The sequence below is a fragment of the Acinetobacter sp. 228 genome, assembly GCF_048147885.1.
Genome location: NZ_JAYWYV010000008.1, coordinates 31,569 through 47,974, shown reverse-complemented (window position 1 = coordinate 47,974; position 16,406 = coordinate 31,569). Strand labels below are relative to the sequence as shown.

General features: G+C 41.4%; 15 protein-coding genes. 13 read left to right on the top strand and 2 right to left on the bottom strand.

Annotated features, from left to right (window positions below; genetic code table 11):
* Positions 1–256 precede the first annotated feature (256 nt).
* Positions 257–2,137: a tRNA uridine-5-carboxymethylaminomethyl(34) synthesis enzyme MnmG gene (mnmG, locus tag VXQ92_RS08145; protein WP_416681070.1), complete on the bottom strand. Its 1,881-nt coding sequence runs from the start codon at positions 2,135–2,137 to the stop codon at positions 257–259.
* Between the two features lie 253 nt (positions 2,138–2,390).
* Between mnmG and VXQ92_RS08140 the strand changes: the two genes are divergently transcribed.
* The 8 genes from VXQ92_RS08140 (at position 2,391) to purD (ending at position 10,552) form a co-directional block, all read left to right on the top strand.
* Entirely contained in the window at positions 2,391–2,846 is a 456-nt protein-coding gene (locus tag VXQ92_RS08140) for a hypothetical protein (RefSeq protein WP_064102037.1), read from the top strand.
* A gap of 151 nt (positions 2,847–2,997) precedes the next feature.
* Positions 2,998–3,885, top strand: a complete 888-nt coding sequence (locus VXQ92_RS08135) for a bile acid:sodium symporter family protein (RefSeq protein ID WP_416681068.1) — start codon at positions 2,998–3,000, stop codon at positions 3,883–3,885.
* An 84-nt stretch (positions 3,886–3,969) separates the two neighbouring features.
* Positions 3,970–4,857 carry a bile acid:sodium symporter family protein gene (locus tag VXQ92_RS08130; RefSeq protein WP_416681067.1) on the top strand — a complete coding sequence of 296 codons (888 nt, stop codon included), beginning with the start codon at positions 3,970–3,972 and terminating at the stop codon, positions 4,855–4,857.
* Between the two features lie 133 nt (positions 4,858–4,990).
* Positions 4,991–5,896 carry a 50S ribosomal protein L11 methyltransferase gene (prmA, locus tag VXQ92_RS08125; RefSeq protein WP_416681066.1) on the top strand — a complete coding sequence of 302 codons (906 nt, stop codon included), beginning with the start codon at positions 4,991–4,993 and terminating at the stop codon, positions 5,894–5,896.
* Between the two features lie 15 nt (positions 5,897–5,911).
* Entirely contained in the window at positions 5,912–6,790 is an 879-nt protein-coding gene (locus tag VXQ92_RS08120; protein ID WP_064095988.1) for a DUF3426 domain-containing protein, read from the top strand.
* A 397-nt stretch (positions 6,791–7,187) separates the two neighbouring features.
* Positions 7,188–7,457 carry a DNA-binding transcriptional regulator Fis gene (fis, locus tag VXQ92_RS08115; RefSeq protein WP_001086304.1) on the top strand — a complete coding sequence of 90 codons (270 nt, stop codon included), beginning with the start codon at positions 7,188–7,190 and terminating at the stop codon, positions 7,455–7,457.
* Between the two features lie 94 nt (positions 7,458–7,551).
* Complete coding sequence (gene purH / locus VXQ92_RS08110; RefSeq protein WP_191731349.1) at positions 7,552–9,126, top strand: bifunctional phosphoribosylaminoimidazolecarboxamide formyltransferase/IMP cyclohydrolase; 1,575 nt, start codon at positions 7,552–7,554, stop codon at positions 9,124–9,126.
* 142 nt (positions 9,127–9,268) lie between these two features.
* Positions 9,269–10,552 (top strand): phosphoribosylamine--glycine ligase, encoded by a 1,284-nt coding sequence (purD, locus tag VXQ92_RS08105; protein ID WP_416681065.1) that lies wholly within the window; start codon positions 9,269–9,271, stop codon positions 10,550–10,552.
* A gap of 45 nt (positions 10,553–10,597) precedes the next feature.
* On the opposite strand, the gene VXQ92_RS08100 is transcribed toward purD, so the two are convergent.
* Positions 10,598–11,245, bottom strand: coding sequence for a hypothetical protein (locus tag VXQ92_RS08100; protein ID WP_416681064.1), 648 nt, complete (start codon positions 11,243–11,245; stop codon positions 10,598–10,600).
* Between the two features lie 79 nt (positions 11,246–11,324).
* Here VXQ92_RS08100 and VXQ92_RS08095 point away from each other — a divergent pair, with 79 nt between their 5' ends.
* The 5 genes from VXQ92_RS08095 (at position 11,325) to VXQ92_RS08075 (ending at position 16,232) form a co-directional block, all read left to right on the top strand.
* Complete coding sequence (locus tag VXQ92_RS08095) at positions 11,325–11,879, top strand: GNAT family N-acetyltransferase (RefSeq protein WP_416681063.1); 555 nt, start codon at positions 11,325–11,327, stop codon at positions 11,877–11,879.
* Between the two features lie 112 nt (positions 11,880–11,991).
* Positions 11,992–13,041, top strand: coding sequence for a linear amide C-N hydrolase (locus VXQ92_RS08090; RefSeq protein ID WP_416681062.1), 1,050 nt, complete (start codon positions 11,992–11,994; stop codon positions 13,039–13,041).
* A gap of 524 nt (positions 13,042–13,565) precedes the next feature.
* A complete protein-coding gene (locus VXQ92_RS08085) occupies positions 13,566–14,441 on the top strand; it encodes a MetQ/NlpA family ABC transporter substrate-binding protein (protein WP_064095983.1) in 876 nt (291 codons plus the stop codon).
* A gap of 73 nt (positions 14,442–14,514) precedes the next feature.
* The gene (locus VXQ92_RS08080) at positions 14,515–15,540 is read left to right on the top strand and encodes a methionine ABC transporter ATP-binding protein (protein WP_416681060.1); all 1,026 of its coding nucleotides are present in this window, start codon (positions 14,515–14,517) and stop codon (positions 15,538–15,540) included.
* On the top strand, positions 15,537–16,232 hold the full coding sequence (locus VXQ92_RS08075) for a methionine ABC transporter permease (protein ID WP_416681059.1): 696 nt from the start codon (positions 15,537–15,539) through the stop codon (positions 16,230–16,232). The genes VXQ92_RS08080 and VXQ92_RS08075 overlap by 4 nt, the downstream gene beginning before the upstream one ends.
* The last annotated feature ends 174 nt before the right edge of the window (positions 16,233–16,406 follow it).

Sequence of the window (16,406 nt, the reverse complement as noted above, 5' to 3'; positions counted from 1 at the left end):
TCTCAACCTAATGCTGATTGAGAAATAGCACGACAATAGTCGGGTTTAAGTACTCTCATCGGCAATAAATAGTGTCAAAATTAGACCTGAAAGATTAAGTATCCAGACTTATTACATCTTAATAATTTCAATTGAATATATTTTTCAATAACTTGAATTCATAGTAGGTATTTCTAATCTCACGATAGCCAAAACTTATACAAAACCACCAGCCAATAAAAAACCCGCGAGATGCGGGCTTTTTAACTTTAAAATCTTAAGCAGATTTTTTCGCTTGTGCATTCTTACGAATCGTGATCATCACCAGTTGTACTGCTGCTGGTGTTACACCTGGAATACGGCTTGCTTGCGCCAAAGTTTCAGGACGAACATCTTTCAGCTTCAGAGTAATTTCACGAGACAGACCCGACACGATGTCATAGTTAAAATCCGCAGGAATACGGGTTTCTTCAAGACGTTTCATTTGCGCAACGTCTTCATGCTGACGGTTAATATAACCCGCATATTTCACTGCAATTTCAATTTGCTCACCGACAAATGGTGAGACTTCAGAATTGGTCAATTCTGCAATTTGAGCAAATGAAATATTAGGACGTTTCAACAAATCAATTGCCGAACATTCTTTAGACAGGTCTGCACCGGTCATCTCAACGAATTTTTTACCCATTGGATTGTTTGGCGCCGCCCACAGATGCTGCAAACGACCTGTTTCTTTTTCTACTGCTTCCATTTTCTCGCAGTATGCAGCCCAACGCTCGTCATCCACAAGACCCATTTCACGGCCGATTGGTGTTAAACGTTGGTCTGCGTTGTCTTCACGAAGCATTAAACGGTATTCCGCACGTGAGGTAAACATACGGTACGGTTCTTTAGTACCTAATGTGATCAGGTCATCGACCAAAACGCCCATGTACGCTTCATCACGTTTTGGTGTCCATTGCTCCTGATCCCACGCACGGCGTGCAGCGTTCAAGCCTGCCAGCAAACCTTGCGCACCTGCCTCTTCATAACCGGTGGTACCGTTGATTTGGCCAGCAAAATACAGGTTATTGATCGCTTTGGTTTCAAGCGTGAACTTCAACGCTTGCGGGTTGAAATAATCGTACTCAATCGCATAACCCGGACGAAGAATATGCGCATTCTCCATACCACGGATAGAACGTACCAGTTCAAACTGAACGTCAAATGGTAATGATGTTGAAATACCGTTCGGATAAAGCTCGTGTGTATCCAGACCTTCAGGCTCTAGGAAAACCTGATGCGAGTCTTTATCGGCGAAACGGTGAATCTTATCTTCAATCGACGGACAGTAACGTGGCCCCACCCCTTCAATCACCCCGGTATACATCGGTGAACGGTCTAAACCGCCACGAATGATTTCATGCGTGCGCTCATTGGTATGCGTAATATAGCAATTTACCTGCTCAGGGTGCATTGATGCATCCCCCATGAATGACATGGTCGGAGACGGGAAATCACCCGGCTGTGGCGTCATCACAGAGAAATCAACCGAACGCGCATCAATCCGTGGTGGTGTACCTGTTTTTAAACGACCTACCGGCAGTTGCAGCTCACGTAAACGATGGGCAAGTGAAATAGACGGTGGATCACCGGCACGACCACCACTGGATTTTTCCAACCCCACGTGAATTACGCCGCCCAAAAAGGTCCCTGCGGTGAGCACAACGGTTTTCGCATCAAAGCGAATACCCATTTGGGTTACAACACCTTTAACAGTATCGCCTTCAAGAATCAGGTCATCTGCTGCTTGCTGGAAAATATCTAAGTTCGCTTGGTTTTCTAATGTTTCGCGAATAGCGGCTTTATATCGCACACGGTCAGCCTGCGCGCGAGTGGCACGAACCGCTGCACCTTTACGTGAATTTAAAATACGGAATTGAATACCGCCTTTATCGGCAGCCAGCGCCATAGCGCCGCCCAAGGCATCAATTTCACGTACTAAATGCGATTTACCAATACCCCCGATGGCCGGGTTACAGCTCATCTGCCCTAAAGTCTCAATGTTGTGAGTTAAGAGTAAAGTCTGTCGGCCCATACGCGCCGCAGCTAAGGCCGCTTCCGTACCGGCGTGACCGCCACCGATAACAATAACATCGTATACTTTAGGATAATGCATAGTGGTAAATTGAGAGATAAAAAGAATAGCTGGGCATTATAGCAAATTTCATTCTAAAGTAGACGAATTCAATCGATTTTATCTTGATATAACAACCTTTATATAGCAATTGAATAATGCAATGTAATTTAACTTTGCAGAGTAACTATATAAATTAAACATATAAGCCAAGAAATTTACTCGATTTACATTGTTTAATTTCGCATATTTTTTAATCTATACATTGATGACATTACAAACAAAGGTATAGAAGATGAATAAGAATATTTTGCTCTCAACTGTTTTATGTGGCTTATGTCTTGCTCCATTTGCTGCTATCGCAAATGATAAAATTGCGACCAGTTATAATGCTCAAAAGTACCAACAGGTTTGTAAAGGCAAAACCCAAGGTGCTCAGGTCAGTTACAGTACACGCGGGGTTCTCTTTAATGGCACCTGTGAACCACGTTTCTTCCCTGCCGGTAATCCTAGTTCTATCATAGGTGACGAGCCTGAACTTTATACTGCATGTACAAGCACAAGTGGCACAGCCACAGCGACCATTAATGGTACACAAATGAGCGGTAAGTGTGCTTTAGGCTTTACTCCACCGCACCCTCCTGTATCACAAATGATGCAGAATCAGTCACAAATGCAAAATCAGCGTATGCAACAACAAAACAATACTCAACCAATGCAACAGGGTTCTCAAACACAGCCCGGCATGTAATATGTAAGCAGTCCTATCCATAAACTGGCTGCATTACAAGAAAAAGTTATGACGGGCAAAGTGACTGCATTTTGCTCGTTTTTATTGCTTATTTATTCATCTAAGCTAAACTCGAAATATATCTATAAATGTATAATAAAAAGGCAAATACATGGATTCGGGGTTTTTTAGCATTTTTTTGCCAATTACATTGGCAATCATGATGATGGGACTAGGACTAGAGCTAACCCTCAAAGATTTTTTGCGATTAAGCCGCTATCCTAAAGTTATTTTTATTACTTTATTTGCGCAGTTAATACTATTACCCAGCCTTACTTTTTTTATTTGTCTGATTCTGGATTTATCACCTTTACTTGCGGTAGGCCTGATGATTCTGGCTGCCTCACCGGGTGGTCCGACAGCGAACTTGTTCAGCTATCTATATAAAGGTGATGTTGCACTTAATATTACCCTTACAGCTATTAATACCCTCATTTCTATTTTTACTTTACCTTTCATTATCAACCTGTCTTTACATTATTTCTTGAGTCATGATTCCAATGTGGCTTTTCCAGTCGAAAAGATTGTTCTGGTTTTTTTAATTACCTTAATTCCGGTAATTATCGGAATGCTACTCCGAGACAAATTTCCAAATTTATCCATTACCGTCAGCAAGCGCATGCGCCTAGTCTCCATCAGTTTTTTAGCGATACTGGTAATCTTCGCCATTTTCAGAGAACGTTTTAATTTGGTGGAATACTTTGCCAGTATTGGGGCGGCAGCTGCAATTCTATGTTTTTCCAGCCTGTTTATAGGGTATTGCATTCCTTTATTAATGGGCATTCCAGAGAAAATGGCGCGCGCCTGTACCTTTGAAATCGGCATTCATAATACAGCGATTGCCCTGACAATTGCGATTTCGGTGCTGAATAATGTCACTATGGCCATTCCGGCAGGGATCTATACGATTTTCATGTATAGTTTCGCAGCTATTTTCGGTGTGCTGTTGAGCCGCCAACAAGTGGTTTACAACAAAAAAACTCGTTTATCAGATTTATAAGCTTATTGATTAATGTTTAATTAGCACGGTATTCTTTTCCAAAGAAAATCAACAATATTAAAAAAATCGACAAGGAGCATACAGATGGATTCTGGCCTTATAACTATATTACTACCGCTGGCACTTGCAATCATCATGATGGGGCTTGGCCTTGAACTGACGCCTCGGGACTTTAGTCGTGTAACGCGTCATCCCAAAGCGGTATTTATCGCTCTTTTCTGCCAACTGGTCGTTCTGGTAGGAATTGCATTTTTGCTCTGCAAGCTGTTCGCTTTACCGCCACTGCTTTCGGTTGGACTCATGCTATTGGCAGCTTCTCCTGGAGGTGCGACCGCTAACCTGTTTAGTTACCTGTTTAAAGGTGACTTAGCTCTTAATATTACTCTGACTGCTATCAATTCGGTCATTGCAGCCATTACCCTGCCTCTAATTATTAATTTTTCGATCATGCATTTCCTGCAGGATAGTCAGCAGGTTGGCCTGCAATTCGGCAAGATTCTGCAAGTCTTTGCGATCATCCTGATTCCGGTGGGAATTGGCATGCTGATTCGACATTATGCCCCAGGCGTGACCGCAAAACTGAATCGCCCACTGCGCATATTTTCCATTGGCTTTTTGGTCTTGATTATTATTGCCACACTCATCAAAGAGCGCAGCAATATTGGTGAATACCTGACCCAGGTTGGCTTGGCAACTGCGTTGTTCTGCATACTGAGCCTTGGAATTGGTTATCTCATCCCGCGACTGCTCAATATTAACAGTGCACAAGCCCGTGCCAGTGCATTTGAAATTGGTATCCATAACAGCACCCTTGCAATGACGATTGCCCTGACAGTGATTGGCAGTGCCGCTGTGGCAATGCCGGCTGCAGTTTATTCTATTTTTATGTATATCTTCGCTGCAATTTTTGGCAGCTTGTTAAATCGGCTTACCCCACTTCCTGCACAAAAACCAGTTACCACACTGGATTAAAGCAGGTCTGGAACCTTTAAAAGGATGCGTCAGGCATCCTTTTTTATTTTAGGTCAGGAGCAAGAAGATAGCAGCGTTGATTCCGAACTTCCGCTACAATAGCTTTTTTAAAAAATGTATAAAGGTTATTTCTGTGAAGTGGTTACAAATTCATATTACGGTTGAACAGGCTCAGGTTGATTTTACTGAGACATTACTCAGCTCCCTGGGTGCAGTGAGTGTAACATTGGATGATGCTGAAAACCAGGATTTGCTGGAACCCCTTCCAGGTGAAACACCACTTTGGAATAAAGTGATTGTAACCGGTATTTATGCACAGGAAGACGGCGAAGAAATTGATGTTGCTGCACTGGAAACTTTTATCCGTACACAATTGCCAGATGCGCCGATCCATCATGAGTTAATTGAAGACCAGGCATGGGAACGCACCTGGATGGATGCTTATGAACCCATTCAGATTGCTGAAAAATACTGGATCGTGCCAGAGTGGATGGAGGCACCTGAAGCGGATGCGGTAAACATCAAGCTTGATCCGGGTCTGGCTTTCGGAACAGGTAACCATGCGTCAACTTTTTTATGCTTACAATGGTTAGGCAAAATTGATGTAAAAGATAAAATCGTCATCGATTACGGTTGTGGCTCAGGTATTCTCGCGGTAGCTGCACTGCTATTAGGTGCAAAAAAAGCATATGCCACTGATATCGACCCACAAGCGGTACTGGCCACCCAGCAAAATGCTGAGCTGAATGGCGTTCTGGATAAACTTTATGTCGGCTTGCCAGAAGAATTTCGAGAAGAACTCGGTACTACCAAAGCTGACGTATTTGTTGCCAATATTCTGGCAGCACCGCTAATGATGTTGGCTCCTGAGTTCGCAACTTTAATCAAATCTGAGGGGCAGTTCGCACTTGCAGGAGTGATTGAAGAGCAAGTGGCTGATGTTACTAGCATTTACTCAAATTATTTTGATATATTAGAGGTAGAAAAACGAGACGAGCACTGGTGCCGCATCTCGGGTAAACGCCATAAGAATGAATGAGCCTATAAATAATCCATGAGTGACAAAAGAACCTATTGCCCTACCTGTTCCACTATTTACAAGGTCACAGTTGCTCAACTTACCGTTGCGCAGGGTATGGTTTGCTGTCCAAAATGTACAACTTCCTTTAATGCCTTATCGCATTTGGTGACCGAAGCCCGAAATTCGGTCACTACCCCAACTGCTCAATCTCAACCAAACTCGAACGAAGCTGGCAAAACTGACATTGAAAACAGCTCAGGTGATTACTATCCTGAACAGCAGCATAATCGTCATAGTTTGCTACAGATCTTTGATCAGAAAGTTGAACATTCTAATATTGATCTGCAAACTTATTTAAATAACCTGAATTATTTTAGTACCGAGCCGATTTCGGCACTGCCAAGCATGATCTGGGAAGATCAGCCAAACAAACAAACCAAGCACGGGCCTCTGTACTATATAAGTTGGAGCTTGATCAATCTTTTACTGTTTAGCCTGCTACTGTTTCAATTTTTCTGGTTCAATCCGCAATATATTAAAAACAGCCATGTTATGAGTCTGGTTTTTAATAGTACATGTGACGTGTTTAATTGTTCCAATCTGGAAGAATACTACACGCTGATTCAGACCAATAAAGTCAAACTTAAAGCCACTGCTAAAAATCAAACTGAACTGAGCGGTGAGCTGATCAATTTCCATGACCGTAGCCTGGCCTTACCGATTTTAAGAATTAATCTGGAACGCCGCGGTGAAGTTATTGCAACTTACAATTTATCTTCAGAAGAATATCTGGTTGAAAGTCTGGTTAATATCAAACGCATCCCGAAAAATAGCCCGTTTAAATTCAAATTTCAGCTTCCAGTCGATCGCAAAAGCTTTGATCGTTATACTTTGGAAATAATTCGCCCTTAATCTGCCGAGAAAGTATTAAAAAGTTAAAAAAAATTAAAAAAAATGCAGTTTTCTTGCTCACTTTTGCTTAGACAATGGTATGATACGCGCCACGAAAGCTATGTGCTGCAACTCCTCGCGACTTTTTCACAACAAATACAGTCTTGCCTAATGCGCTATAAAATTTATTGCGTATCGTGCAGATTTTTTTGTTTTGATTTTGGTCTGTAACAAAACTTTAACTATTGTTACGCTTATTTTTCGACCAAAACGTTGAGATGTGTCAAGCTATTGGCTCAATGCAATGATTAAGTTTTAGAACTCCGGTTTTAGGATCTAAAGCGGAGTTCATTTCAATTTCTAGACCACTTTTTATATCACTTTACCCAAGTGATATTTGTTTTTCGGATTAATTCGCATGAATAGCAAATCTCCTATTTTTACTGCACAATCTGATGTTGCTTTACGTATCCACGTAGATCGCGCAGTTCGCCATTATTTTGCGCAACTACAAGGCGAGCAACCATCTCAGGTATACGACATGGTGCTGGCAGAAATGGAGAAACCTCTTCTATCTGTAGTTCTAGAATATACACGTGGTAACCAAACACGTGCTGCCGAGATTCTCGGACTCAACCGTGGTACTTTACGTAAAAAGTTAAAAGCTCACGGTTTAATGAGTGAATAAATGATAAAATGCTTGCGGCTTCCGCAGGCATTTTTTTTGACTGTAAATTAGCTATTTAGATTTAATCTGTTCCTTGAAAACTGTGACGAAGATCATGACTATTAAACGCGCTTTAATCTCTGTGTCTGACAAGACTGGTATTGTTGAATTTGCACAAGAACTTGCTGCTCTAGGGGTAGAAATTTTATCTACAGGTGGTACCTACAAATTGTTGAAAGACAATAATGTCGCTGTAGTTGAAGTTTCGGAGCACACTGGTTTCCCAGAGATGATGGACGGCCGTGTTAAAACGCTACATCCGAAAATTCATGGTGGCATCCTGGCTCGTCGTGGTCTAGACGAAGCTGTGATGGCTGAACACAATATCGATGCGATCGATCTTGTTGTTGTTAACCTCTATCCATTTGCTGCAACGGTAGCAAAACCAAACTGTTCACTTGCTGATGCGATTGAAAACATCGACATCGGTGGTCCAACAATGGTTCGTGCAGCTGCGAAAAACCATGCTTCTGTAGGTATCGTGGTAAATGCATCTGACTATGCAACAGTTGTCGCTGAGCTTAAAGCGGAAGGTGCTTTATCTTATGCAACCCGTTTTGACCTGGCAGTGAAAGCATTTGAACATACTGCACAATATGACGGCATGATTGCATCTTACTTAGGCGCTCGCGTAGGTAAAGAAGAAGGTCAAGCGGATAAATTCCCGCGTACCTTCAACACACAGTTAAATAAAGCTCAAGATTTACGTTACGGTGAAAACCCGCATCAATCTGCTGCTTTCTATGTAGATCCAGCCGCAACTGAAGCATCTGTATCAACTGCAAAACAGTTACAAGGTAAAGAATTATCTTATAACAACATTGCGGACACTGATGCTGCCCTTGAGTGTGTTAAATCATTCGCGAAACCTGCTTGTGTGATCGTTAAGCACGCTAACCCATGTGGCGTTGCGGTGTCTCTAGACGGTATCAAAGCAGCTTACGATCTTGCTTATGCAACTGATCCAGAATCTGCATTCGGCGGCATCATTGCATTCAACCGTGAATTAGACGTTGAAACTGCACAAGCGATTGTTGACCGTCAATTCGTTGAAGTGATCATTGCGCCAAGCATTGCTGAAGGCGTTCTTGAAGTCACTGGCGCGAAGAAAAACGTTCGTGTCCTGGTATGTGGTGAACTTCCGAAGATTGATGAACGTGCTACACAACTTGACTACAAGCGCGTAAACGGCGGTTTGTTAGTTCAAGATCAAGACTTGGGTATGATCACGAAAGATGACCTTAAAGTTGTGACAAAACGCGCACCAACTGAGCAAGAAATTGACGACATGATCTTCGCTTGGAAAGTGGCGAAATACGTGAAATCTAATGCGATTGTTTATGCGAAAAACCGCCAAACGATTGGTGTGGGCGCAGGTCAAATGAGCCGTGTTAACTCTGCTCGTATTGCTGCGATCAAAGCTGAGCATGCAGGCTTAGTGGTTGAAGGTGCAGTAATGGCATCTGATGCATTCTTCCCATTCCGTGATGGTATTGATAACGCTGCAAAAGCAGGTATCAAGTGCATTATCCAACCAGGTGGTTCTATGCGTGACGAAGAAACAATTGCTGCAGCTGACGAGGCTGGTATTGCAATGGTGTTCACTGGCATGCGTCATTTCCGCCACTAAGTTGTAAAATTTTAAAATAAGCCCTCCTTTCTATAAGGGGGGTTTATTATGTCTGTATTGATTTGCATCTTGCGTTAAGATGTTAATGATTTTTAAGCCGAATTAGGCTTTGGGAATTTCATTTTCGAGGATTATTCTAAAGATGAACATTTTAGTTTTGGGTAGTGGCGGTCGTGAGCATGCATTGGCGTGGAAAATCGCACAAGACGATCAAGTTACAAAAGTTTTTGTAGCGCCAGGTAATGCAGGTACTGCAACTGAAAATAAATGTGAAAATGTCGCTTTAGACATTCTCGACAACCCTGCGATTATTGATTTTGCCAAAAACAATGCAGTTGAACTGATTATTGTCGGCCCTGAAGCACCACTCGTAAATGGTGTGGTTGATGCTTGCCGTGAAGCGGATGTAAAAATTTGGGGTCCAACGCAGTTTGCTGCACAGCTTGAAGGCTCTAAGGCTTTTGCCAAGCACTTCCTTAAACGCCACAACATTCCAACAGCTTTCTATGACGTATTTACTGAAGTAGACGCAGCGAAAGCATTTGTTGAGAAAAATGGTGCGCCAATTGTGATCAAGGCTGATGGTCTTGCTGCGGGTAAAGGTGTAATCGTTGCAATGACCAATCAAGAAGCATTCGATGCCATTGATGACATGCTTGCAGGCAACAAGTTTGGTGATGCAGGTTCTCGTGTTGTGATCGAAGAATTCCTTGCAGGTGAAGAAGCATCTTTCATTTGTATGATCGATGGCGACAACATCTTGCCAATGGCGACTTCGCAAGACCATAAGCGTATTTTTGAAGGCGACCAAGGTCCTAACACTGGTGGTATGGGTGCTTACTCACCTGCGCCTGTCGTAACAGCTGAAGTCTTTGAAAAAACCATGAATGAAGTGATGCGTCCTACCGTTGAAGGTATGAAAAAAGACGGTCACGTTTATACTGGTTTCTTATATGCTGGCTTGATGATTGACGACAAAGGTCAACCGAAAGTGATCGAGTTTAACTGTCGTTTTGGCGACCCTGAAACCCAACCGATCATGATGCGTCTTAAATCATCTTTGGTTGATTTGGTTCAAGCGGGTATCGAAGGTAAACTTCCTGCTGAAGCTGAATGGGATGAACGCAAAACTGTAGGTATCGTACTTGCGTCTAAGGGCTACCCAGAAACTTCAAGCAATGGTGATGTAATTTCAGGCTTAGACACTGAAATGACTGATGCGAAAGTTTTCCATGCAGGTACGAAAGCACTTGAGAATGGTGACATTGTGACTGCTGGCGGTCGTGTGCTTTGTGTGACAGCACTCGGTAATACGATTGGTGAAGCACAAGCAAAAGCGTTAGAACTTTGCGAAAAAGTGACGTTTGACGGTGTTCAATACCGTAAAGATATTGGTTACCGTGCCATTGCTCGTGAAAATACTTAATCTTAATTTTGATTAAGAAAAACCCCGATTCGTTCGGGGTTTTTCTTATTTTGCAATAAGATAATCTTTAGCTAGTTTTTCATAATTTTCTTTCTTTTTAAGAAGATCATGATAGTAATCATATAAATATGGAAATTTATCATCATAGGTCTGAATATCGACTTTAATTTTTTTATTTTTCATATCTAAAGCATAGATAATTTCATCATGTAGTTTATTCAAGATTTCATATAGATCATCAAACTCCTTGGACTTGGCATTATCTAAAATCCTCAATGCAACTTTTTGAAATTTACCTAAATTTTTTACAAAAATTGTGTGTTCATCCATAATAAATTTATGTAGGTCTAAAGGTATATTTTTTTCATTGTAAGGATAAAAATAATTTTTAGTTTCATTTATATAAATCAACCAATATATTTGTCCTATTGCTCTAGTCGCCTCATCCAAATATTCCAATGCATCAATCATTAGATCCCGTTTAACCATAAAATTATTTTGCTCTTTCCAAGCGTTTAGTAAAACAAAAGCAGATAATGGCGCAAAAAGACCTGCTGACCAACCAAACATCGTTGCTATGGCTGCACCCTTATCGATTGCTAATGGATAGATTAAAAAGTAGGTTATAATTGACATGATAATAATAATAACTAGATAACCTACGGTTAAGTCTTTTATGATTTTAGTCTTCACTATTACACTTGTTATAATTTGAATTAAATAAATTTAAAATTAATTATTTAAATAGTGTAACCACAATTTTGAAAGAAATATGATCAATATATCAACCCCTCGCCTTATCCTCCGCCAATGGCAAGACTCCGACACAGCCCCATTTATACAAATGTGTGCAGACGATCACGTCATGCGCCACTTCCTGAAAAAACTCGATGCCACAGAAGCCACTGCCTTTCTAGAACGTATCAAAGCAGATATTAAAAAACGCGGTTGGGGCTTATTTGCCGTAGAACTCAAAAGCACAGGCGAATTTATTGGCTTTATTGGACTACACGTACATCCACCTGAATTTGAAATAGCCGATGCCCCTAAAATTGGTTGGCGTTTACTGCCACAATATTGGCAACAAGGTTATGCCACCGAAGGTGCAAAAGCCGTACTGAAATATGCTTTTAGAAACCTGCGACTCGAGAAAGTCATTTCATTTACCGCAAGCATCAATACACCTTCAGAACATGTCATGCAAAAAATTGGTATGGAAATGGTTCGTGAATTTGAGCATCCATTCGTACCAAAAGATCATCCATTGTCTAAACATGTACTGTATGAAAAAATGCGCTCAGATTATTTGCATATTCCATTTTGTTAAACCCTAAGACATCAATAAACGTTTAGCTGTACTACTGCAACAATACTCACACTGAACAGCGTTGTATGAAGTCGATATACTATCTTAGCAACAATAAATACAAGGCAGCTATATGAAAAATATGATGAAAAAAACTTTCTTTCTCACTAGTTTATTCCTAATGTCCGAGGTTGCTATGGCATGTACCCGCGTTGTGTATTTAGGTGATGAACAACAGATCATGACAGCACGTTCAATGGACTGGAAAGTCGATGTCGCATCAAATATTTGGATACTGCCCAATAATGTCAAACGCAACGGTCTTGCAGGACCTCGTTCTATTAAGTGGACAGCCAAATATGGCAGCGTTGTGACTACAGGCTATGACATTGCCACAACAGATGGTGTCAATGAAAAAGGGTTATCTGCCAATTTATTATGGTTAGTCGAATCTGAATATCCAAAGTCAACGAAGAAGAATCAAGCTACTTTAAGTATTTCACTTTGGGCACAATATGTTTTAGATAACTTTGCCACAGTTGAAGAAGCGGTTAGATTTTTAGAAAAAGAACCTTTTACAGTAGTTACTGATCAAGTTCCCGGCGAAAATCGCTTAGCGACACTTCATTTGTCTATTTCAGATGCCACTGGAGACAGTGCCATTATTGAGTACATTAAAGGCAAACAAGTCATTCATCACAGTCGCCAGTACCAAGTGATGACCAACTCTCCGACCTTTGATCAACAACTGGCATTAAACCAATATTGGAAACAAATTGGCGGAACGGTGATGCTCCCAGGGACCAATCGAGCGGCAGACCGTTTTGCACGTGCTTCATTTTATATCAATGCAATCCCTAAAAAAGCCGATGGCAAACATGCACTGGCCAGTGTTTTTAGTGTTATTCGTAATGCTTCTGTACCTTTTGGCTTAAATACCGCAGAAGAACCAAATATTTCATCAACTCGTTGGCGTACTGTGGTCGACCATAAACGCAGTTTATATTTCTTTGAATCTGCCGTGTCACCCAATGTCTTTTGGGTCGATCTCAAAGAGATTAACTTTAATGATGGTCAAAGCAAAAAGTTAAGCTTAGGGCCTGATCAGTCCACGACTTACTCAGGTAAAGCCAACGCAAATTTCCAAGTGACTCAACCCTTCCAATTTTTAGCGGCAAACTAAAATTATGGTAAACATGAGTAAGACATCGCAATTATTGTATTATTCATGTTTAAAATCACACATTCACCTTTTATTTACTATTTATATCCAAATATGTGATTTATATTAGATAAAATATTATAAAGGCGGTTTTTTATACATATATCAAGTAGATAACAAATTAAAATTTAATAATATATTGTATTTATTGATATTTTTATAAAACACTCAAATTACTATCCCAAATTCCATATAAGCAGCCTAACTTTATGCACTATATTGCATAAATATTTATTGCTAAGATGCTGACATGCTCAGGACAAGTCAATGCAGACTTTAAGCTTGGTTTTCTATTTTCTCTCCTCAATAGTTCAAGCTTTAAAGACCATAACTTGCACTGAATTTACAAGTGATGCAAATGCTGATGCTACGAATAATAACAACTTCGTCGTGCCTCATCATTCATACAGTGATTAATAAATCTCCACTTTATTATCACATTGCACTGCATATACTTTAGGCAATATGAAAGTTAGGACATCCTTATGAAAAAGCTACTTGGCGTTTTACTCAGTGCATCTGTATTGACTTTAACTGCATGCGGAAAACAAGAAGCCCCTGCAACGGATGCAGCACAAAACAAAGACTCAGGTGAACTGCAAACCGTGACCATGGCATCGACTGGTTCAGACGCTGACGTATGGCGTTATATCGCGACCCTCCCTGAAACCAAGCAAGCTGGCATCAAGCTGGATGTGAAAAACTTCACTGACTATGTTGCAATGAACAATGCTGTCGCCAATAAAGAAATTGATGTCAACGCATTCCAGTCTTATGCCTATCTGGTGGCTTATAACGATGCCAATACACAAAAGATCGCGCCCCTCTCTACAACCTATCTTGAGCCAATGGGGATTTACTCAAGTAAAGTGAAAAAAGTAGAAGACTTTAAAACTGGCGCTACAATTGCCATTCCTAATGACGGCGCAAATGAATCACGCGCACTGTTACTCTTACAGTCTGCAGGTCTGGTAAAACTTAAACCAAACTTTGATCTGGTTAAAGGTACGCCTGCTGATATTACTGAAAACGCGAAACAGATCGTCATCAAGCCAATTCAAATGGCAACAGCAGTACGTGTAAAAGACGAAGTCGATGCGATTGTTCTGGGTAATACCCTGGCAATGGAAGGTGGTCTGAACGTACTGAAAGATGCGATTTACTATGAAGCCATTGATCAAAGCACCAAAATGAACGTGAACGTTTTAGCCGTTGCAGCCGATCGTCAAAATGATCCTGTACTTCAAAAAGTTGGCCAGTTGTATCATACTCCTGCTGTGAAAGCCTATGTTGATGAACACTTTGGCGGTACAAAAGTTGCGGTAAACAAACCGGTAACTTATTTGACCGAAGCGAAGTAATACAATAATCAATACTCAAAACAGGCAAGGATAACTTGCCTGTTTTTTTATACGTGATGCAGTATTTGACACTATGATTGAATTTAAAGACATCTCCAAACAGTATGAGCTGAAGGGCCAGACCTTACATGCCCTGAACCGGGTCAACCTGCAGATTCCGACTGGCAGTATCTTTGGCATTATTGGCTACAGTGGTGCCGGTAAAAGCACCCTGATTCGCCTGATTAACCTGCTGGAACGACCAACTTCAGGCCGGGTGATGATTAATGGTACAGATTTTACTGCTTTGGATGCCAAATCATTGCGTCAGGAACGTACCCAGATCGGCATGATTTTCCAGCACTTTAACCTGATGCAGACCAAAACGGTTGCTGCCAATATTGAAATGCCAATGAAGCTGCTCGGGTGGAAAAAATCTGAACGGGAAAAGCGTCTTGAGGAACTACTGGAATTCATTGACCTGAAACATAAACGCAATGCTTTTCCAGATGAACTGTCTGGCGGTCAGAAGCAGCGTGTCGGGATTGCCCGTGCTTTAGCGAATCATCCAAAGATCCTATTATGTGATGAAGCAACCTCAGCACTCGATCCGCAAACCACCAAGTCTGTACTGCAACTACTCAAGCGCATTAGTCAGGAACAAGGCATTACGATTGTCATGGTCACCCATGAAATGGATGTAATTGAAACTGTGTGTGATTATGTCGCAGTTATGGAAAAAGGTGACGTGATTGAAACAGGCTCTACCCTGCAGATCTTCAGTCAGCCGCAGCATCCAACCACGAAAAACTTTATCCAGACGGTGCTCCAGCAAAACCTGCCCGTAAATATTCTCAATAATCTGGAAAACCAGAATCATCACAGTATTTACTGTTTAAAGTTCTTGGGCAGCTCAGCCCAGGAAACCGTGATTCAAGGCGTCATCAAACAGTTTGATATCAGTTTGAATATCCTGTTTGCCAATATGACTGAAATTAATGGCACTGTAATTGGTCAGATGTTTATTCAGCTTCTGGGTAATTCCACAGAAATTAATGCTGCATTGCAATATCTCAGAGATCACGGCGTACAGGTAGATCAGGCAGGAGTACAGGAATGAGAGAGTTAATTGTACAGTGGCTGACCACGATTACTGCACCTTTCTGGAAAAGCTCGCTGTCGATGGACCAGTTCGTGACCGCACTGCAAGAAACCTTCCACATGGTGTTCTTTGCGATGCTGTTTGGCTGTATCTGGGGTTTTATTCAGGCGATTACTCTGTTAGTTACTCGTCCGAATGGAATTCTACCAAACCGTGTGATTTATCATGGTCTAAATCCGATTGTGAATGCGCTGCGCTCCCTTCCGTTCATTATTTTGCTGATTGCAGTCATTCCATTGACGAAATTTCTGGTTGGAACGTCTATTGGCACATGGGCTGCAATTGTGCCACTCACTATTTATGTCGGCCCTTATATTGGCCGTCTGGTAGAAAACTCTCTGCTTGAAGTCAACGAAGGTATTATCGAATCTGCACAAGCCATGGGTGCAACACCGATGCAGATTATTTTTAGATTTATTCTACCGGAAGCGCATAGTTCACTGATTCTAAACCTGACCACTGCCACCATTAGCCTGATTGGAGCTACGGCGATGGCAGGTGCTGTGGGTGCTGGCGGTATTGGTGACTTGGCAATCTCCTATGGTTATCAGCGTTTTGATACCTCAGTGGTGATCATGACTGTCATTGTATTATTGATCCTGGTGCAGATTGTACAGAGTGTGGGTGACTGGTTATCCCGACTTCGTTAAGTTAATTCTCTGAGTAAATAAAGCCCTCTTTTTGAGGGTTTTATTGTTTTCAGAATAGCTACCCACTTCGTTTCTATATTTTAAAGAAAAACTCGAATACACATTTGATACGTGCCACAGCGACAGGAAGTCGCCTGTTGATCTGTGGTACAGAGATATACCATCAGATCAATA